Raw genomic sequence first — 20,233 nt, forward strand, 5'->3', positions numbered from 1 at the left:
TGAGCCATGGAAAAGCCTCCTACCAGCGGGGTACGGGTGACAACGCCGTTGATCCTACTGCCCGCCCGCACCGGTGCACCGGGCGTGACCGAGGAGCGGACAGCCCTGAGCCGGACCGCCCTCCGCCCCTGAAGCGGTCGCAGGAGGTCGGCACCGGCGCCGACACCGGCGCCGGTCGGTGGGGAGGTACCCGATCTATGGCGCGGCCGTCGGAGCTGACCGGTGAGCGGAGCTGCCACCGCGCGCGGAGCCGCGCGTCGGCGGGAGCGCCGAACGGCCCGGGGGCTCCTTGCCCGAACATCCGGGTGGCACCCGATAGGCTCCGTCACCTTGGAGGTGCCTCCGGCCGGAACGGGAACCAGGGTCTCGACGGTCCTCGTCCCGGCCGGTCACGGGCACGCTGCGCTCTACCTGACGACGGGGTGAATGCGATGCCGCTCGAGGGCGAGTACGAGCCGAGTCCGGCCCAGTGGGTGCGCGACCAGGTCGAGCTGTACGAGAGCTCGGGTGGCACGCAGGGAACGACGCTTTGGGACACGGGCCTGCCCGTCGTCATCCTCACGACGCGCGGCGCGAAGAGCGGCAAGATCCGCAAGGTCCCGGTGATGCGCGTGGAGCACGGGGGGCGGTACGCGGCGGTCGCCTCGAAGGGCGGCTTCCCGCGTCACCCGGTCTGGTACTTCAACGTGAAGGCCGACCCGCACGTGGAGCTCCAGGACGGGCCCGTGCGCCAGGAGATGACGGCGCGTGAGGTGACCGGGGACGAGCGGGCGCAGTGGTGGGAGCGCGCGGTCGCCGCGTACCCGCCGTACGCCGACTACCAGCAGAAGACGGACCGGGTGATCCCCGTTTTCGTGCTGGAGCCCGCGCGCGGGTAGGACCGCCCGGGCGGTGCGGACCGCTGCCAGGCCCGCACCGCCCGGCCCCGGCCCGGCCTACCCGGCCCCGGCCTGCCGGGTCGTCGGCGCAGCCGGGGCCGGAGCCGGGGTCGGCTCAGCCGATCACCGGCCGTGCCCGCTGATGAGCTCGATCAGGGCCTGGCCCACGTCGCCCCCGGCACCGCCCTCCGGCAGCCAGGCGGCGGCTTCCGCGCTGCGGGGGAACATCGCCTGCTCGTACGCGGAGAGCGCGGCCTCCACGTCACCGGGGTGCGCGGCGAGCGCCCCGCCGAGCTCGGCGCCGTCGAGCATCGCCAGGTTGGCGCCTTCGCCGTTCGGCGGGGAGAGGTGGGCGGCGTCCCCGAGCAGGGTCACCCCCGGCACCCGCTCCCACCGGTGCCCGCCCGGGAGGGCATAGAGGTGGCGCAGGACCGGTGCGCCGTCCGCCTCGGTGATCAGCGCGGTGAGCTCCGGCGCCCAGCCGGTGAACTCCCGTGCGATCCGCGCGGTGGCCGCGGCCGTGTCGGTGACGTCGATGTCCGCGAACCAGTCCAGCGGCTCGCTGATCCCCACGTAGGCGTGCAGGGTGTCGCCGCTCTCCCGGTGGGCGAAGATCTCCCGGCCCGGCGACGACGCGATCATCGACCCGCCGCCGACCGCCCGCGCGGTGGCCGGGTACCGGGTGCGGGCGTCGAACAGGTACGTCTCGACGATCGACCTGCCGGTGTACTCGGGCCGCGCGGCCGAGAGCAGAGGCCGGACGCGCGACCACGCGCCGTCCGCGCCGACCAGCAGGTCCGTGACGACGCTGCCGCCGTCGGCGAACGCCACCTCGTGACGGCCGCCGCCCAGCGGCCGGACGGCGGTCGCCTTCCGGCCCCACCGGACGGTGCCGGCGGGCAGCGAGTCGAGCAGGATCCGCCGCAGGTCGCCGCGCTGCACCTCGGGGCGCCCGCCCGTGCCGTCGTCGGCCGTCTCGAACAGGACGGACCCGTCGGGGTCCAGCACCCGCATCGCCTGGCGGCCCTCCAGGATGATGGCGCGGAACTCCTCCGTCAGACCGCCCGCCCGCAGGGCGAGTTGCCCGTTGTAGTCGTGGATGTCGAGCATGCCGCCCTGGCTCCGCGCCGACGGGGAGGGCTCGGCCTCGTGCACCGTGACCGGTATTCCGTGCAGGTGCAGGACCCGGGCCAGGGTGAGACCGCCGAGCCCGGCGCCGATGATCGTGACGGGTGTGCGCATGGTGACTCCTTCAGGATCGGGCCGCCCGATGGCTCCGGTCGGCCGCTCCTGAAAGGTGTCAGGCGCCGCCTTCGGGTCGCCGTCATCCGGCTGACGGCCGCACCGGAGCACCGGCAGAGCACCGGCAGGCCACCGGCAGACGACTGTCGGACGACCGACACCGCAGGTGGCGGGGTCCGAACGGCGGGCAGCGGCCGGTCGGGGGCCGGCCGCGGATCGGGAAATCTCCGGGACGGCGGCGAGCTCCGATGGGATGCTGTGGCCTCGGCCTGACACCGCATCGAACCGGAGGAGCCACCCGTGCCGCTGTTCGGCAACCGCAAGAACCTTCCGAAGCCGCTGTGCGACGAGCACGGCCCGTGCAAGGCGCTGGCCAGGATCTCCGTCTTCGAGGTCCGGGACCGCCTGCGCCTGCTGGTCACCCCGACCCGTGTCCTGGGCCCCGACCCGATGGCCCGGCCGATCGACGACGAGCTGTCGGTCGTCCTGTGCGTGGACGGCGGCAAGCGCGGCGGGACGACGGAGGCCCTGTCGATAGCCGAGCACGCGGCCGACCAGTGGAGCGTCAGCCGGGCGGAGCTCTGGGAGCGGGCCTTCGCCAACCTGGCCGGCGAGCCGCTCAACCGGCAGTCCTTCAACGCGTCGAACGGCGACGTCCTCTACGCCGTCAACGGGAAGGGGGCGTGGCCCGGAGCCGCCCAGGCCCTGCGCCTGGAGAACGCCCTGGGCGGCGTCGAGCTGCCCCACGGCGCCCTGGTCACCCTGCCGACGAGGAACGCGTTCTGCGCGGCGCCGATCCGCAGCGGCGCGTCGCTGAACGCGATCCGGTTCATGATCGACCTGTCCAAGCAGCTCCAGATCAAGGATCCCGCCCCGCTGACCTCGTCGATCTTCTGGTACCGGGACGGCTGGCTGGAGAACCTGAACGTCGGCGACAACGGCATGATGCGGCCCTCCGCACGGTTCCGGGAACTGGCGAACAGCCTCCCCGCCACCTGATCGCCGCTCAGCCGTCCTCGGCGAGGTCCTGCTCGCACCAGATGGTCTTGCCGTGCGCGGACTGCCGGGTGCCCCAACGCTGGGTGAGCTGGGCGACCAGCAGCAGGCCGCGGCCGCCCTCGTCGAACATCCTGGCCCGGCGCAGGTGCGGTGCGGTGCTGCTGCCGTCGGAGACCTCGCAGATCAGCGAGCGGTCGTTGATGAGCCGTAGCTGGATCGGTTCCCTGCCGTAGCGGATGGCGTTGGTGACGAGTTCGCTGACGACCAGTTCGGTGACGAAGGCGGCGTCCTCCAGGCCCCATGCCGTCAGGCGGCGGACGGCGTCGGCCCGGACGTCGGCGACCGCCGCGAAGTCGGCGGGCACCGCCCAGGTCGCGACCCGGGCGTCGTCCAGCCGCCGGACCCGGGTGAGCAGCAGGACGGCGTCGTCGGCGGGGTGCTCCGGCACCAGGGCCCGCACGATCCGGTCGCACCGGGTCTCCAGCGAGCCGTCCGAGCCGGCCAGGAGGCCCTGCAGCTCGTCGAGTCCGGCGTCCAGCGCGCGCTGCGGGGAGGCGACCAGGCCGCCGGTGTAGAGGGCGAGCAGGCTGCCCTCGGGAAGCACCGTCTCGGCGGCTTCGAAGGGCAGCCCGCCCAGGCCGAGCGGAGGACCGGCGGGCAGTTCCAGAACGGCCGTGGTGCGGTCCGGGTGGGTCACGGCGGGCGCCGGGTGGCCGGCGCTGGCCGCCGAACAGCAGCCCGACACGGGGTCGTAGACGACGTACAGGCAGGTGGCGGCGACCTCTCCGGCGGTCGCGGCGTCCGGGGCCGGGGCGGTGTCGGCGGCCAGCCGGATGACCAGGTCGTCGAGCTGGGTGAGCAGTTCCTCCGGTGTGAGGTCGACGTCGGCGAGGGTCCTGACGGCGGAGCGCAGCTGCCCCATCACGGCGGAGGCCCGCAGACCGCGCCCGGTCACGTCCCCGACCACCAGCGCCACCCGCGCGCCGGACAGCGGGATCACGTCGACCCAGTCGCCGCCCACGCCGAACCGGGGGTCGGCCGCCAGGTAGCGGAAGGCGGCTTCCACGGCGGAGAGCTCCGGGAGCCGCTGGGGCAGCAGACTCCGTTGCAGGTCGAGCGCCGTGCTGCGCTCCCGCGTGAAGCGCCGGGCGTTGTCCAGGGCGACCGCCGCCCGGGCGACCAACTCCTCAGCCAGGGCCAGGTCGTCCTCGTCGAACGGCTCGGCGTTGCGCGAGCGGACGAACTCCACCACGCCCAGGGGCGTGCCCCGGGCGATCACCGGCACCTGGATCCAGGAGTGGAATCCGTACGTGTCGGCCTTGGCGGCCCGTGCCGGATCCTCGGCCAGCCATGCCGTGACGGCCGCGTCCGGTGCCCGGTGCAGTTCGGAGCGCCCGGTGGCCATGCTGCGCAGGTGGGGCGAGTCCTCCGGGTGGAAGTCGATCTCGCCCGCCCGGACCACCGCCTCCGGTTCGCCCTCCAGCACGGACCGGTGGGCCACTCGGCGCAGCACCCCACCGGTGACCGGTCCGGGGGCGGGCTCGTCCCCGCCCATCAGCTCCTCCAGCAGGTCGACGCTGACGAAGTCGGCGAGCCGGGGCACCGCCACGTCCGCCAGTTCCTGCGCCGTCGCGACGACGTCCAGAGTGGTGCCGATCCGGTCGCCCGCCTCGTACAGCAGCCGCAGCCGCTCCCGGGTCTCCTCCGCCCGCCCGGCCACCGCACGCAGCTCGGTGGTGTCCCGCAGCGTCGCCACGAAACCGGCGGGCCCGCTGCGGACGGCCATCGGCCGGAGGTTGACGGCCAGCAGGCGGCCCCCGGCCGGGTGCACCTCGTCCGTGACCGTCCGCCCCGAGGCCAGCAGGGCCGCCATGCCAGGGTCCAGGCCCAGCTCGTCCAGCCGCCGGCCCTCCGCGTCCGGGCGCAGGTCGAGCAGCTGCCGCGCCTGGTCGTTGGCGAGCATCAACCGCTGGTCGGCGTCCATGATCAGCACGCCCTCGCGGACCGCGTGCAGCACGGCGTCGTGGTGCTCGTACATCCGGGTCATCTCGACCGGCCCCAGGCCGTGGGTCTGGCGGCGCAGGTGCCTGCTCACCAGCACCGCTCCACCGGCGGCGACGAGGACGGCGCCCGCCGCGGCGCCGATCAGGACCGGCAGCTGGCGGTCCACGGTCGCACTGACGTCCGTGGTCTGCACGCCGGTGGCGACCAGCCCGACGACCCTGCCGTCCGCGTCCTTGACGGGGACGAGCGCCCGGACCGCGTTCTGCGGGGAGCCCTGGAAGACCTCCGTGAAGGACTGCCCCGCCGCCGCCCGGCTGATGTCGCCCTGGACGCGCTGCCCGACCAGCTCCGGCAGCGGATCGGTGTACCGGACCCCGTCGGTGCTCAGCACGTCGACGAAGTCGACGCCCGCGCCCTGCTGGGCGGCCGCGGCGAGCGGCTGGAGCACCGCGGTGGGGTCGGGCGACCGCAGCGCCGCGGCCAGGCCGGGCGAGTTCGCGAAGCCCTCCGCGACGGCGAGCGACCGGTGCCGGGCGTCGGCGTGGGCACTGCTCGTGGTCCGGACCACCAGGGCGGTGATCCCGAGCGCGGCGAGCACCAGCAGGACCGTCAGCTGCCACAGGAACGCCTGGCCGGCTACGCTCCGCAAGCCGAAGTGCGACGCCGGCCGCCCCCGCGCGGGCCGACCGCCGCCCGGCCCGGAACCCCGACCGCCCTCGGACGGCGGAGGGCGGGACGCCCGCCACGGCCGGCGACCCCGCGCCCCGAACGGGCGCAACTTACGCATACGCCATTTCTACCCGTACTGCCGCGAACCGCACGTCGCCGCCGGCCCCTGGGGCTGCCGAGGCGGCCCGTGACCCGCTGTGACCAGCCCCAGGGGCCGCCATCGCTGCGCGGCACGGCGCCCGCCGGGCGTCCCGGCGGTGCGCGGGGCCCCAGCGCTCCGGAGCGAGCCGGGTGCACGCCCTCGGGCCCTGCGGCCCGCCGTCCGGCGGGGCGGACGGGCGGTGCCCCAGCGGCCGGCTCACGGCGCGGGTCGCTGCCCGGCTCGTCAAGATCGCGTCAAGGTCGGCGCCGCCGGCGTCAAGAGCCTGTACGAACCGGAGGCCGGCCCGGCGGGCGGGACCACGATCGTCGGCATCACGATCGAGGAGCCACCGATGCCAGAGACCACGATTCCGACCGCCACCGCCACCGCCGCCGTCGACCCCGCGCCGCCGGATACCGGCGCCGGACAGGAGCGGCACCGGCTCACCGCTCCGGGCGGCCTGGCGGCGTTGTCGTTGGACGCGATGGCCTCGGTGGCGTACGGGCCGGAGTCGATCGTGCTGGTGCTGGCCGCGGCCGGTTCGTACGGGCTGGGCTTCACGCTGCCGGTGACGGTGGCGATCGCGGTGCTGCTGGCGGTGCTGGTGGCCTCCTACCGGCAGGTGATCGCGGCGTTCCCGGACGGCGGCGGCTCCTACGCGGTCGCCAAGGCGCACCTGGGCCGTCGGACGGCCCTGACGGCGGCCGCCTCACTGGTGATCGACTACGTGCTGAACGTGGCGGTCTCGGTCACCGCCGGTGTGGCCGCGCTGACCTCGGCGGTGCCGGGCCTGTACGGCCAGCGGGTCTGGCTCTGCCTGGGCGTGCTCGCCCTGGTCACCGCCGTCAACCTGCGGGGCATAGCGGAGTCGGCGCGCTGGTTCATGGCACCGACGGCGGTGTTCGTGCTGTCGATCCTGGCGATCATCGCGGTGGGGCTGTTCCGGGACGCCCCGGCGAGCACCGCGGCCGCCGCCGGGCACGCCTCGGCGCTCGCCGAGAACGCCACCACCGTGGGCGCGCTGCTGCTGCTCAGGGCCTTCGCGGCCGGCTGCTCGGCGCTGACGGGGGTGGAGGCGGTGGCCAACGCCGTCCCCTCCTTCCGGACCCCGCGGGTCAGGCGGGCCCAGCACACCGAGGTCGCCCTCGGCGCGCTGCTCGGCGTGATGCTGATCGGGCTGGCCGTGCTGATCGGGCGCTTCCACCTCCAGCCCGTCGAGGGCGTCACCGTGCTCGCCCAGCTCGCCGACGCCTCGCTCGGCCACGGCGCCGGCTTCTACGTCGTCCAGTCCGCCACCGTCGTCCTGCTCGGCCTGGCCGCCAACACCTCCTTCGGCGGCCTGCCGGTGCTGCTCGACCTCCTCGCCCGCGACAACCACCTCCCGCACGTCTTCACGCTGCGCGCCGACCGCCAGGTGTACCGGTACGGCGTACTGTTCCTGGCCGCGGCGTCCGCGGCGCTGCTGGCCGGCTCCGGCGGCGACGTCAACAGCCTGGTGCCGCTGTTCTCCATCGGCGTGTTCGTCGGCTTCACCGTCTGCCAGGTCGGCATGGTCCGGCACTGGCACCGGCACCGCCCGCACGGCTGGCGCTCCAAGGCCGCCCTGAACGGCTTCGGCGCGCTGCTCACCGGTGTCGCCGCCCTGGTCGTCACCGGCACCAAGTTCACCGAGGGCGCCTGGGGCATCGTGGTGGCCCTGCCGCTGCTGGTGCTGCTCTTCGAGGCGATCCACCGCGGCTACGCACGGATCGGCGAGCGCCTGGAGCTCGGCCGGGTGCCCGGCGCGGTCATCCGCCGGCGCAGCCTGGTCGTCGTCCCGGTCACCGCGATCAGCCGGCTGACCCGGGACGGCCTGTCGGCGGCGCTGTCGCTGGGCGACGAGGTCATGGCGGTCACCGTCGTCCACGAGCCTGCCCCGGCGGAAGCACTGCGGCGGGACTGGGAGCTGTGGCGGCCGGGCGTGCCGCTGGTGGAGATCCCGGACGAGCACCGCCGACTGGGCCGGCCGATCGCCGCCTTCGTCAACGAGCTGGGAGCGGAGCACGTCTACGACCGGGTGACCGTGCTGATCCCCGAGGTCGAGCCCGCCCACTGGTGGCAGCGCGCCCTGCAGAACCGGCGCGGCGCCGTGATCGACCGCGCCCTGCGCCGGCACACCGACGCGGTGGTCTGCCGCCTGCGCATGCGGATGTAGCGGGGGAGGGCGGGCCCGCGCCCTCCGCTCCTGCGGATCGCCGCTAAAGCCCCGATAAGATGACCACAGGTGTGCCGGGAAGCCTGGTCGGCGCGGGGGATGACTGCAGCGATCCGGCGGCGGTGACCCCGATTCTTGCGAGGGGTCCTCTCCACCGATGCACAGTGTGGCGATCGTTCTCGTCCTGGTGGTCCTGGCCACGACGGTGGCCACCTTCGCCCGGCGCCTGCGGGTGCCCGCGCCGTCGCTGCTGGTCCTGGCCGGCATCGGGGTCGCACTGGTACCGGGCGTCCCCGCCCTGCACGTCCCCCCGCAGATCATCGGCACGGTGGTCCTGCCACCGCTGCTCTACGCCTCCGCCGAGGAGCTGTCGCTGCGCGACCTGCGCACGGTCTGGCGCCCGGTGACGATCCTCTCCTTCGGGCTGGTCTTCGCCTCCGCCGCCGCCGTGGGCTTCACGGCCGTCGCCGTCGCCGGGCTGCCGCCCGCGATGGCCTTCGTCCTCGGCGCCGTGCTCTCCAGCACCGACCCGGTGGCCGTCACCGCGCTCGGCCGCCGCCTCGCCCTGCCGGGGCGGCTCCAGGTGCTGGTGCAGGCGGAGAGCCTGTTCAACGACGCCACCTCGCTCGTCCTGTTCAAGGTCGCCATCGGCATCGCGGTGGCCGTCGGCGCCTCGGTCAGCCTTCCGGCGGCGGGCGGGGAGTTCCTGCTGCTCGGCGGGGGCGGCAGCCTGGTCGGCGCCGCCGTCGCGGGCCTGGTGTGGCTGGTGCGCCGCCGCACCACCGACCCGGTGCTGGAGACGGTGATCGCGCTGGTCACTCCGTACGCGGCGTACGTGCTGGCCGAATCCGCGCACACCTCGGGCGTCACGTCCGTGGTGGTCGCCGGGGTGCTGCTCGGCCGCTCCGGCCACCGGCTCACCGACGCCCACATCCGGCTGCAACTGCACGCCGTCCACGCCGTGGTGGTCTTCCTGCTGGAGAGCGTCGTCTTCAGCATCGTCGGCCTTGAACTGCCCACCCTCGTACGGGACCTGCCCGCCGGAACCGGCTGGTGGCCGCTCCAGGCGCTCGCCCTGGCCGCCGTCCTGATCACCGTCCGCGTCCTCTCCACCCTGCCGCTCACCCGCGGCGTCAAACCCGGCCACGGCAGCGGCCGGCTGTCCTGGCGGGTCGCCGGGGTGGTCACCTGGGCCGGCACCCGCGGCGTCATGCCGCTCGCCGCCGCCCTCTCCATCCCGCTGCTCGCCGACGACGGCACCGCACTCACCGGACGCCCCCTCGTCCTGGTGCTCACCACCGCCGTCGTCGTCTTCACCCTCGTCGTCCAGGGCCTCACCCTCGCCGCCGTCGTCAACCGCTCCGGACTCGCCCTCGAACCCGAACACACCGCCCGCGAGGAGGACGACACCCGCGACGCCCTCAACCGCGCCGCCCTCCACCACGTCGAACACCTCGCCGAACTGGAAGCCGTCCCCGACACCGCCCTCGACCGGCTCCGCCGCGCCCTCACCGCCCGCCTCGACCGCACCCCGGAAACCCCCGACGGCACCACCGCCGACACCGCCTACCGCCAGCTGCGCCGCGAGGTCATCGCCGTCCAGAGCGCCGAGTTGCACCGCCTCTACGACGAGCACCGGATCAGCGACACCACCCGCCGCCGCGTCCAGCACGACCTCGACCGGGAAGAGGCCGCCCTCGGCAACCCGTGACCGCCGGGACGCCCGTTCGGGAGGAGCCCGGCGGCGGCACCGGCACCGGTCGGCAGCCTGCGCAGCGGGCGGCGGTCCGACCGGCTCGACCCGCGTAGTACCGAGGTACCGCTCCGGCTGCGAGGTTCCGTCCGGGGTACCGCGGTCCGCCGCCGCGCTGCCGCTAGCGTGAATGGCAGGACGGCCGGTCGGCCACCGGGTCGCCCCTCCGACCGGGTTCCGGCGGCAGGTTCCGACGCCACCCGGCCGTCCGTACTCGGGGTCAGCACCACCGTCGACGGCATGCGGAGGGTGGCATGAACGCTGTGACCTGTCCGACCAGGAGAGGCCCCGGGCTCACCCGGGCCGTTCGGATCCCCGACCCCGGCGTCACGCCGGCGGAGTGGGCGACCTGGAACACGTGGCCGATCTGGACGCCGCCCCCCACGGCCCGGCCCGCGCCGGGTTCGGCGGCGGCCACCTGGACCGTGCGGACGCCGGTGCCGCCGCGGTGCACCTGCCGGTGCGCGTCGTCGGCCGGGGCGTCGGCCCCGTGGCCGGCTCCGTCGGCCTCCTTCCCGTGGTGACCCACGCCCCGCCGAACGGCGCCCGCCAGCCGCCGCCCCGCCCCGGCACCCACCGCAAGGAGCACGGGAACGGCGTTCGACACCGGCGACGACACCGCCCGACTGGTGGTGGCCTACCTGGAATGCCTGTCCCGGTCGGCCGGTACGGGGGAGCCGCACCTGGCGTCCCGCTCTCGACCACGGCGCTGGACCTGCTCGCGGCGCTCGCCCACGAGCGCCGCGGCCGCTCCGGCCCGGAGGCGCCCGGGACGGCCCTCGTCACTCTGGCCCGGGTGAACTCAGCGCACCGTCTCCCGTCCGTCAGCGCACCGGCCTCTCCGGCCCGCCGGCGCACCGTCTCCGGTCCGTCCGTGCCGGAGCCGCCGGTCCGCCGGCGCACCCGCCGGCGGTGTTCCCGGCGGCCGGAGCGGAACGCGGAAAGCCCCGGGCTCTCCCGTCCCGCATGACGGGGGAGCCCGGGGCTTCCGCGCATCGCCGGGCGGGCAGGCCGCCCGGCGCGGCTACTTGGCGAGGAAGGCCAGCAGCGCGGCGTTCACCTCCTCGGCGTGGGTCCACAGCAGGCCGTGCGGCGCGCCCTCGATCTCCACGTACTCGGCCGAGGGCAGCGCCCGGTGGAACGGGCGGCCGGTGTTGTCGATCGGCAGGATGCGGTCGCCCGTGCCGTGCAGGATGAGGGCCGGCACGTCGATGCGGGGGATGTCGGCCCGGAAGTCGGTGTACCAGGTGGACGGCGCGGCCGAGGCGGCGTAGGCGCCGCCGCCCGCGGCGACGTTCCAGCTGTTGCGGACGGCCTCCTCGCTGATCCTGGTCCCGAGGTTCTCGTCCAGGTTGTAGAAGTCCCGGTAGAAGTCGGTGTAGTAGGCGAAGCGGTCGGCCTTCACCGCGGCGACGATCCCGTCGAAGAACTCCTTCGGGGCGGCGCCGTCCGGGTTGTCGTCCGTCTTCAGCAGGTACGGCTCCAGGGAGGCCAGGAAGGCGACCTTGGCGACGCGGGCGGAGCCGTAGCGGGCCACGTAGCGGGCGACCTCGCCGGTGCCCATCGAGAAGCCGACCAGCACGGCGTCCTGGACGTCGAGGGTCTCCAGCACGGTGTTCAGGTCGGCGGCGAAGGTGTCGTAGTCGAAGCCGGTGGCCGGCTGGGAGGACTGGCCGAAGCCGCGGCGGTCGTAGGTGATCACGCGGTAGCCGGCGTCGAGCAGCGCGGCGCTCTGCCGCTCCCAGGAGTGCCCGTCCAGCGGGAAGCCGTGGATCAGGACCACCGGCTGCCCCGAGCCGCGGTCCTCGTAGTACAGCTCGATGGGGGTGGTGTTCTCCTGGCCGACGGTGATGAACGGCATGGGCTGGGCTCTCTTTCCACTCGGGCAGCGGGCCGCTGCGGTGCGCCCACGCTAGGGCCGAGCGGGTGCGGACGGTTGCCGCTGCGGGCACCGCGTGTCGTCCGCGAGCGTCCATGCGTGCTCGGCCGGCGTCGGTCCTGGCCGTGTTCGGCCGCGTCCGGTGGCGTCCGGCCGCCCCCGGGAACACCGGGCCGGCTCCGCCCCCGGGAACACCGGATCGGCCCCCCGGGAACACCGGACCGGCCGGCCCGGGAGTGCCCCGGGCCGGCCGGCCTCGTGGTGGTGCGTCACGCCGTTGGGGGAGCGCCCCGGCGGATCAGTAGCGGGTCTTGATCTCGCTCCTGCCGTACGGCACCGTCCAGATGTGGTCCTGCCAGACGCCGATGGTGATGCTCACCCCCCGGCTGCCGCGTCGGTTGTTGGCCTTCTCGATGGCCTTGCCCCAGCTCTTCAGCAGCGAGCCCATGACCTTGAGGATGCCGCCGATGATCTTCGCGACGTAGTGCGGGAAGAGGGCGACGATCAGTCCGATGATCGAGCTGATCTTGCCGGTCTTCTTCAGCTGCTTGGCGACGTTGGCCGCACCGGCCTTGCTGAGCTTGGCGGTCCACTTCTTCAGCCAGCGCAGGCCGTCGAGGTCGTCGGTGGTGATCGGGTCGACCGGGTAGCCGTAGGCGTTCGGCGAGCCGGTCAGGACCGGGTCGGTCTGCAGGAAGCGGCCGGTGGTCGGGTCGTAGGCCCGGACCCCCATCAGGACCAGGCCGCTGACGGAGTCGGTGGCCCGCAGCTGTCCGCCGTGCCAGCCGTACTCGGTGGCGCCGGTGGCGTCGACGACGTTGCCGTACTCGTCGTAGTGGTAGACGGCGAGGTCCTGGGTGCCGTCGGGCGACATCTGGACGGAGGCGTCGCCGTGGAGGTTGGTCAGGATCAGGATCGCGCCGCCGTCGGTGCCGGTGGCGGCGACCAGCTGACCGGTGAGGTCGGTGACGTTGCGGGTGAGCTTGCCGTCGACCTCGCGGGTCCACGACGGGCTGTCGTCCGAGCCGTCGTAGTGGTTGGTGGCGCGGGCGGTGACCGTCCAGGTCCCGTCGTCGGCCCTGGTCTCCGTGGTGGCCGTGGCGAGGCGGCCGGCGGCGTCCAGGTCCCAGGTCCTGCGGGTGCTGCCGAGGGTCTCGCCGCGGACCAGGTCGTTGGCGAAGTAGCTCAGCTGGGTGCCCTTGGGCAGCGCCGTGGTGCGGCCGTAGGCGTCGTACGCGTAACCGGCGTCCGTGATGCGGTCGGCGGCGTCGTAGGTGTGGTTCTCGGTGGCGGTGACGGCGTCGGCGGTGGCCGGGTCGCAGTCGTCGCCGACCGTGGTGCGGTTGGTGCGGTTGCTGCTCCGGTCGAAGGCGTAGCTGCGGGTGGTGCAGTCCAGGCCGTTGCCGGAGACCGTCCTCAGCAGACGGCCGGTGGCGTCGTAGGTGTAGGAGTCGGTGGTGCTGCTGCCGTCGGTCTGGGTGCGGCCGGCCTGCTGCCCGTGGACGGTGTAGGCCGCGGTGTCGGCGAGCAGTACGGTGCCGGACTGGTTGGCGTAGGTCTTGCCGGTCTGGATGCCCCGGCTGTCGTAGCTGCTGGTGAGGGTGTTGCCGCCGGGCAGGGTCTGGGAGACCACCCGGCCCTCGACGTCGTAGCCGGCGGTGAAGGTGCCCGCGACCGAGTCGGTCATGGAGGTGGGCAGGCCGCGCGGGTCCTTGGCGGTGTCGTAGCCGTAGGTGACGCTGGAGGGCACCGAGTCGGACTTCTTCACCACGCGGTCGAGCCGGTCGTACTCGGTGGTGGTGACGTTCCCGGCGCCGTCGTCGTAGGAGACGGGGCGGCCGAGCCGGTCGAAGCCCTGGGTGACGGTCGCGCTGCCGTTGGCGATGCTGGACGCCTGGCCGGTGGCCGGGTCATAGCCGTACACGGTGTCGGCCACGGCGGTGCCGGTGCCGCCCGTCACGGAGACCTTGGTCAGGCGCCCGGCGGCGTCGTAGCCGCGGGTGGTGGTGCGGGTGACGCCGTTGGCGACCTCGGTGAGGACGGTGACGTTGCCCCAGCGGTCGTACTGGTACGTCTTGGTGGGCGTCTGCGCCGGGGCGCTGCCGCCGCTGACGGGTGCGGCCGGGGCGGTGGAGCAGACCAGTCCGGCCCACTCCGGGTGGCCGGCGCACGCGCCGGTGGCACCGGTGCCGTAGTACGTGGTGACGGTGGTGCCCGCGTCCGAGCCGGTGGAGTTCGGCCGGGACTGCGAGACGACCCGGCCGGCGGCGTCGTAGCCGGTGGCGGTGGTGATCTTCAGTCCGGCCGGGTCCTGCACGGTGCGGGTGGGCAGGCCCTGGGCCCAGTCGTAGGCGGTGGCGGTGGTGCGCACGTCCGCGTCGGCGGCGTAGCCGTCGATCCGGGCGCCGACCGCGACCGAGGTCTCGCGGTCACTGGCCGCGGCGTCCGCCGGGCGGTTCTCGTCGTAGCCGGTGACGGTGTGGGCCCGGGCCGGGACCTCGGCGCCGGCCGCGAGGGCCGGGGCGGTGCCGGAGGCGGCCAGGTCGTGCTCCAGGGTGACCAGCTGCAGCGGGTCGTACTGCTCGACCAGCCGCTTGCCGTCCGCCGAGTACACCGACAGCGAGGACAGCACCTGGGCACGGTCGGCGGTGGAGCGGCCGGCGATGCCGAGCGCCCGCAGCTTGTTCAGGCCGTCGCCGGTGGTGGCCAGGGCGAGGATGCGGTTCTCCGCGGAGAGGGTGCGCACCGGGCTGCCGTGCGCGTCGTACTCGGTGGTGGTGATCCCGCCGCCGGGGGTGGCCAGGTTGACCTCGCGCCCGGAGGCGTTGGTGTAGGTGAGCGAGGCGCGGGCGTAGGCGGCGGTGCCGAGGGCCTTGCCGTCGTGGCTCGCCGGCACGGCGTCGGGCGGGAGCACGGCCGTGGCGTCGGTCGGGGCGTCGCTCTGGCCCCAGGCGGCGACGTCGGAGGGCCCCAGCGGGTACGGGGCGTTGGCGCCGGACAGCGGCACGTCGTACACCATCGAGGTGGTCGCGGTGCCGTCGGTGACGTCCTTGCTGCCCTGCTTGAGGGTCGCCCGGGAGGCGGCGAGCAGCATGCCGTCGCCGGCCGTGGCGGCGTTGCCGGCCTTGCCGTACTCCAGCGTCCAGGGCAGCTCACCGGGCTCGGTCACGGTGGTGACCCGGCCGGCGGCGTCGTAGGCGTAGGCGGTCTTCAGCGCCGGGCTGATCCGCGGGTCCCACACCTCGCGCAGGCGGCCCTGCTCGTCGTAGGCGTACTGGGACACGACGACGGGGGTGGCGCTGCCCGCGCCGGGGTCGGTGGACCACAGGCGGATCTGCTTCACCTGCCCGGCCACGTCGCCCAGGGCGGCCGCGGTGGCGGTGGTGGTGCCGGCGTAGACGTACTCCAGCACGCGGCAGCCGGCGGTGGCGGGCGCCGCGGCGCAGTCCGCGGAGGCGGTGCCGGTGGTCGGGGCCAACACGTACTTGGGCCGGGCCAGGGTCCTACCGCCGGCCACGACCTTCTCGGAGACCACCGAGGTGGTGGAGTCGTTGCTGGGCAGCGAGGAGCCGGTGGCCTGCCAGGTGGTGGCCGCCGGGTCGACCTTGCCGAAGGTGACGGTGGTGCCGGCGGTGTCCTTCAGGGTGAAGGAGGCGGTGAACGCGCCGCTCAGGGCCAGGTCCTCGGCACCCGGCTCCGGCTTCCAGCCGCCGGTACCGGTGGCGGTGAAGCCGATCTCGCCGCCGTCCGAGGACACCACCGACACCGAGGTCGGGGAGGTCTGGCGGACGTAGCTGTAGGCGGTCTCGGTGAGTTCGGCGGAGGTGCCGGAACTCCACTGCGGGCCGAAGATCGCCGCCTGGCCCTCCTGGGCCGAGCCGTTCAGCGGCCGCCGGGAGGAGAACGACCGCTCGGCGCTCAGGCCGAAGCCCTGGGCGTCGGTGGCGGACAGGGTGAGGTCACCGGTGAGGGTGTTGACCTGGCCCGGGCCGATCGGCGTCTCCGGGGCGTCACCGGCGTTGCGGTCGACGGTGATCGTGGTCGGCGCGGTGGCGTCGGTGGCGGTGCCGTCGGTGAACACGGCGCGGACGTCGACCGGACCGTTCTCGGCGAGGGTGTCGGTGATGTTCCAGGTGAGCGCGCCCGGCTTGCCGCCCGGGGCGGCGAACGGCCAGGCGGCCACCGGCTTTCCGTCGGCCGTGGTGACGTCGGCGGTCGGCACGTCCTTCCAGGCGTCGGTCTCGCCGCGGCGGTACTGGTAGCGCACGCCGGTGTAGTTGCTGTTGCCCTCGGCCAGCAGCGAGGTGCGGCGGGCCGGGCGCTCGCCCGGGCCGGGGGCCGTCAGCGCGGAGCCCTTGCCCGCGTAGAAGGTGTACGCCTTGTCCGGCGAGACGTTGCCGGCCGCGTCACGGGTGTGCGCGGTGACGGTGTGGGTGCCCGCCTTGAAGGCGAGCTTCGCCGAGACCGGCGCACCGGTGGTCGCCGCCGTCACCCAGGTGCCGCCGTCCAGCCGGTACTGGACGTCCTTCACGTCGCTGGTGGGCGGGGTGAAGGTGAAGGTGCCGCTGAAATCGCCGTTCCCGTCGGGGGTACCGGACCACTGGCCGGCCGGGAAGTCCCCGGAGGAGATGCCGGTGGTGCCCGGCGCCGTGGTGTCCACGGTGAACGTGCGGAAGGCCGACCACGCGCTGTTGGCGGTGCCGTCCCAGGAGCGCGAGCGCCACTTGTAGGTGCCCTGCGCGAGCGCGGTGCCCGGCGTCCAGGTGAACGTCGAGCCCGAGGCGGCCAGCCCCGTCCGTCCGGACTGGAGGGCCGCGGTTCCGGTGGACGTCCAGACCTCGAAGTCCAGCGCGATGTTGCCGCCGTCCGGGTCGGTCGCCTTGGCGGACAGCGTCGGGGTGGCGTCGTTGAGCCGCACGGTGTCCGCCGGGGAGACCAGCGTGGAGACGGCCGGCGGGGTGTTGTACGTGACCGACAGGTACGGCGTGTTGGACGAGGCGTTGCCGGAGTTGAACTTCTTCCAGCCGTACGGGTCGGACTCGTCGGTGGCCCGGATGCCCAGGGTGTTGTTGGCGTTGCCGTTCGCCGCCCAGGCCTTGACCAGCGAGGTGATGTCCTGGTTCACCCAACCGTCGTTGCAGGAGCTGGAGTAGCCCTTCGTCGCGGTCGACGTGGCCCACTTCTTGTTCCAGTTGGGCTGGGCGGTCCACCGGGTGGCCGTGGTGGCCGTGCCGGTGTCCCAGACCTCCCAGCTCTTCGCGGTGCAGGACCAGCTGTGGAAGTTCCAGAGGTTGAGCTTGCCGCTGGTGATCTGCTTCCCGCTGATCTTCGCCATCGGGAACTGGAGGAAGGAGCGGGCGACCTGGCCCGAGCCGTTGTTGCCGAGCTTCAACTCGGTCTGCGCGGAGACGTCGGTGGAGTAGCCCTGCTGGACGAAGGTGTCGAAGCCGACCCCGATGTTGACCGCGGGGTCGATGGTCACCGGGTACGTGGTCCTCGGGTCGTTGAGGAAGGCCGCGTCCGGGGTGAGCGTCAGGTCGATCGCGTCGCCGGTCTGGGTGACCTTCAGCGCGACCGGCGCCGTGCGGGTGTGCTCGCCGCTGCGCTCGTCGACCTTCGCGTCCCACATCACCGGCGCCGGGAGCTGGCCGGCCTCCTGACCGGTCTTCGGGTCGAGGAACGACACCGAGCCGTCCGGGTTCTGCCGGGCCCGCAGGCCCGCGGCGTCGAGGGTGAGCGTCACGCTGCCGTTGGCGGCCACCGCCGAGCGGTCCTTCAGCTCCAGGAACTGCTCGAACCCGGTCCGGGTGGACTCGATGACCAGGTCGGTGGCGGTGAGCGCGTTCGCGTACCGGGCCCGGGCGCCCTCCACCGCGGGGGCGGGCAGGGCGCCGCGCCAGGACAGCGACATGGTGGTGCCGCTGCCGTTGTCCAGGGAGACGAGCGGTGTGCTCGGCGCCTTCTGGTCCCCGGCGGGGGCGCCGGAGGCCTTGAACGCGGACGCGGCGGCGGGCGGCGTGGCACCGGCCAGCGCGAGGCCGAAGGGGTGGCCCTTGGCCTTGAGGCTGCCGTCCGACTGCCGGGCCAGGTCGACGTCGATCGGCTGGAGGCGGCCCGACCGGTCCTTGTAGCGGATCGGCCCGGAGGCCATGTCCAGGGTCGTGGTGCCGTCCGGGTTGATCCAGGTGGTGGTCGACTCGGTGCGCTCGCCGACCACCTCGATGCGGCGGTTCTCCAACCGGGCCTTGAGGTGGGCGGTGGCCAGGTCCGCGGCTTCGGCCGGGCCCTGGGCCCGGACGGGCTTCGGGGCCTGCTCCTTGCCCACGGCCACGGCCTGACCGGTGGTCATGATGACGGCGGCCGACTCCGCCGCCAGCAGCACGGCCAGGGCGACGGCGGTGTTGCGCAGCGCGGAGCGCCGGCGTGGTGGGAGGGGAGGCTGCGGACCGGTTGCGGCCCGGGGCCGTGGAGGTTCGCCGGTGAGGCGTGACATGGAACTCCTCTGGGGGATCGTCCGGGGATGCGGAGCTGTTCGGGAATGGACGGATGGTCGGGGAGGCACGGTCGGTGACGGCGTGCCGTGACGGTGGTCCGACGGGCGCGGGAAGAGAGCCGACGCACTGCGCCGGAGCAATGCGCCGGATCAGTGCGGCGAATCAGCGCGCCGAAATCAGCGCGCCGAGTCAGCGCGGTGACCCACCGCGCGCACGCCGGCTCGCCGCTCCCGCGCCGGTCATGGCCTGGTAAAGCGATCGCAATGAATCAGCCAAATCGGCGGGCGGCCCGGGGTCGGCCGAACGCCGACCCGCGGAGCCGGGGGCGGTTCAGCTGCGATGGACGGGAGCGAGCGGACCGATGAGGGAGAAGAGCCGCAGGTCAGAACTGGTCTGCGCGGTCGGCGGCCGGCGGAGCGTCCCAACTGATCGACTGGACGGAGGGGCCGTCCCAGCCGATCGCGCCACCGGCGCCGCCGGTGGCGGCCGACGCGCTCGCGGCCGTGCTCGCGGGCGAGGCCCCGGGCGCGGTCGCGGCGGCGAGGACGAACACCACGGCGGCGAGGGCGGCGGTGGCGAGGGGGAGGAGGGTGGCGGCGAGCGGACGGACGGACACGACGGAGTCCTGTTCTGTGCGGGAACTGCGGCGGGCGGAGCCCGAGTTCGGGCGCCCGGACTTTCGGGAGAGTGCGCGCACGGCGAATCCTGCCGGTCGGCGGCCCGTGGTCGGAAGCGAATCCGGAGGCAGGATCAGGCCAGGCAGCTTGCTGCAAATCCGGCCCGGCGGCCGGATCGGGGCGTTGACCGGATCATGCCTTGTGAGGGCGTTCGGTCCGGAGGAAAGATCACCGACGGGCCGACCGAACACATACGGAATCGTCCACGGGGAGCAGGGGTTCGAAGTGCTGGAATTGCTGGGGCTGGACGCCACCGCGGAGGCCGTCTACCGCGAGATGCTCACGGACCCGGACGGCGGGGTCGCCGAACTCTGCCACCGGCTGGCGCTCCCGGAGCCCGTCGTGCGGGCCGCCCTCCACCGACTCGCCGACCTCGCCCTGCTGCGGGCCTCCCGGGAGCAGCCCGGCGCCCTGCGCCCGGTCAGCCCGGAGCGCGGACTGGACCTGCTGCTGCGCCGCCAGGAGGAGGAACTGGCCCGCCGCCAGCAGGAGTTGGCTGCCACCAAGGCGGCGGTCGCCCGTGCCCTGGCCCAGTACGCGACCCTGCGCGCCGACACCCCGACGGGTGGGCGCGAGCGGCTCATCGGCCTGGACGCCGTCCAGGACAAGCTGGAGGTGCTGACCGCCCGACTGACCACGGAGGTCCTGGCGGTGATGCCCGGGGGCGCGCAGTCCGCCGCCAGCCTGGCCGCCGCCCGTCCGCTGGACGAGGACGCCCTGGCCCGCGGGGTCAGGCTGCGCACCATCTACCAGGACGACATCCACGACGACCCGCGGACCCTCGACTACGTCCGCTGGATGACCGGCCTCGGCGGCGAGGTGCGCACCGCCCCGGTCCTGCCGCCCCGGATGCTGGTCTTCGACCGGAGCACCGCGGTGGTGCCGATCGACCCGGCCAACACCCGGGCCGGCGCGCTGTGCACCAGGGAACCGGGCATCATCGCCTCCCTGGTCGCCCTGTTCGAGCAGACCTGGGAGACCGCCGTCCCGATCGCCCACGACCGGGACGGCGCCGGGGACGGGCTCGGCGCGGACGGATCGGCCCTGAGCGCCGACGAACGCGAACTGCTGCGCCTGCTGTCCACCGGCCTCACCGACGAGGCCGCGGCCAAACGGCTCGGCATCTCGGTGCGCACCGTCCGGCGGCAGATGGCCGTCCTGATGGACCGCCTGGAGGCGGCCAGCCGCTTCGCGGCCGGTCTGAAGACCGCCCAGCGGGGCTGGCTGTAGGGCCGCGGCGTGCAGACGGTGGCGCGGTGGCGGTGGCGGCGGCACGGGAGCGGCGCCGCCACCGCGCTCGGG

Annotated in this window: 10 protein-coding genes; 5 read left to right on the forward strand and 5 right to left on the reverse strand. The window is 74.2% G+C overall.

Annotated elements, in window-relative coordinates; genetic code table 11:
• Nucleotides 1-431 precede the first annotated feature (431 nt).
• Nucleotides 432-878 (forward strand): nitroreductase family deazaflavin-dependent oxidoreductase, encoded by a 447-nt coding sequence (locus ACGF07_RS20215; RefSeq protein ID WP_350747482.1) that lies wholly within the window; start codon nucleotides 432-434, stop codon nucleotides 876-878.
• A 123-nt stretch (nucleotides 879-1,001) separates the two neighbouring features.
• Here the strand turns inward: ACGF07_RS20215 and ACGF07_RS20220 are convergent, their stop codons facing one another.
• Entirely contained in the window at nucleotides 1,002-2,120 is a 1,119-nt protein-coding gene (locus tag ACGF07_RS20220; protein ID WP_392900657.1) for an FAD-dependent oxidoreductase, read from the reverse strand.
• Nucleotides 2,121-2,420: 300 nt separating this feature from the next.
• Between ACGF07_RS20220 and ACGF07_RS20225 the strand changes: the two genes are divergently transcribed.
• Nucleotides 2,421-3,119 carry a hypothetical protein gene (locus ACGF07_RS20225; protein ID WP_350747478.1) on the forward strand — a complete coding sequence of 233 codons (699 nt, stop codon included), beginning with the start codon at nucleotides 2,421-2,423 and terminating at the stop codon, nucleotides 3,117-3,119.
• Nucleotides 3,120-3,126: 7 nt separating this feature from the next.
• On the opposite strand, the gene ACGF07_RS20230 is transcribed toward ACGF07_RS20225, so the two are convergent.
• Nucleotides 3,127-5,772 carry a SpoIIE family protein phosphatase gene (locus tag ACGF07_RS20230; protein WP_392900660.1) on the reverse strand — a complete coding sequence of 882 codons (2,646 nt, stop codon included), beginning with the start codon at nucleotides 5,770-5,772 and terminating at the stop codon, nucleotides 3,127-3,129.
• A 514-nt stretch (nucleotides 5,773-6,286) separates the two neighbouring features.
• On the opposite strand from ACGF07_RS20230, the gene ACGF07_RS20235 reads away from it, so the two are divergent.
• Both ACGF07_RS20235 and ACGF07_RS20240 read left to right on the forward strand, forming a co-directional pair.
• Nucleotides 6,287-8,128, forward strand: a complete 1,842-nt coding sequence (locus tag ACGF07_RS20235) for an APC family permease (RefSeq protein ID WP_392900662.1) — start codon at nucleotides 6,287-6,289, stop codon at nucleotides 8,126-8,128.
• 157 nt (nucleotides 8,129-8,285) lie between these two features.
• Complete coding sequence (locus tag ACGF07_RS20240; RefSeq protein ID WP_392900664.1) at nucleotides 8,286-9,839, forward strand: Na+/H+ antiporter; 1,554 nt, start codon at nucleotides 8,286-8,288, stop codon at nucleotides 9,837-9,839.
• A gap of 1,066 nt (nucleotides 9,840-10,905) precedes the next feature.
• Here ACGF07_RS20240 and ACGF07_RS20245 read toward each other — a convergent pair.
• The 3 genes from ACGF07_RS20245 to ACGF07_RS20255 all read right to left on the reverse strand — a co-directional run bounded on the left by ACGF07_RS20245 (nucleotide 10,906) and on the right by ACGF07_RS20255 (nucleotide 18,870).
• A complete protein-coding gene (locus tag ACGF07_RS20245; protein WP_392900667.1) occupies nucleotides 10,906-11,742 on the reverse strand; it encodes an alpha/beta fold hydrolase in 837 nt (278 codons plus the stop codon).
• A 316-nt stretch (nucleotides 11,743-12,058) separates the two neighbouring features.
• Nucleotides 12,059-18,253: a DNRLRE domain-containing protein gene (locus ACGF07_RS20250; RefSeq protein WP_392900670.1), complete on the reverse strand. Its 6,195-nt coding sequence runs from the start codon at nucleotides 18,251-18,253 to the stop codon at nucleotides 12,059-12,061.
• Between the two features lie 383 nt (nucleotides 18,254-18,636).
• A complete protein-coding gene (locus ACGF07_RS20255; RefSeq protein ID WP_392900673.1) occupies nucleotides 18,637-18,870 on the reverse strand; it encodes a hypothetical protein in 234 nt (77 codons plus the stop codon).
• A gap of 286 nt (nucleotides 18,871-19,156) precedes the next feature.
• On the opposite strand from ACGF07_RS20255, the gene ACGF07_RS20260 reads away from it, so the two are divergent.
• On the forward strand, nucleotides 19,157-20,161 hold the full coding sequence (locus ACGF07_RS20260; protein WP_392900675.1) for a LuxR C-terminal-related transcriptional regulator: 1,005 nt from the start codon (nucleotides 19,157-19,159) through the stop codon (nucleotides 20,159-20,161).
• The last annotated feature ends 72 nt before the right edge of the window (nucleotides 20,162-20,233 follow it).

The organism is Kitasatospora sp. NPDC048194 (genome assembly GCF_043202455.1).
In the GTDB taxonomy this organism is placed as follows: Bacteria; Actinomycetota; Actinomycetes; order Streptomycetales; family Streptomycetaceae; genus Kitasatospora.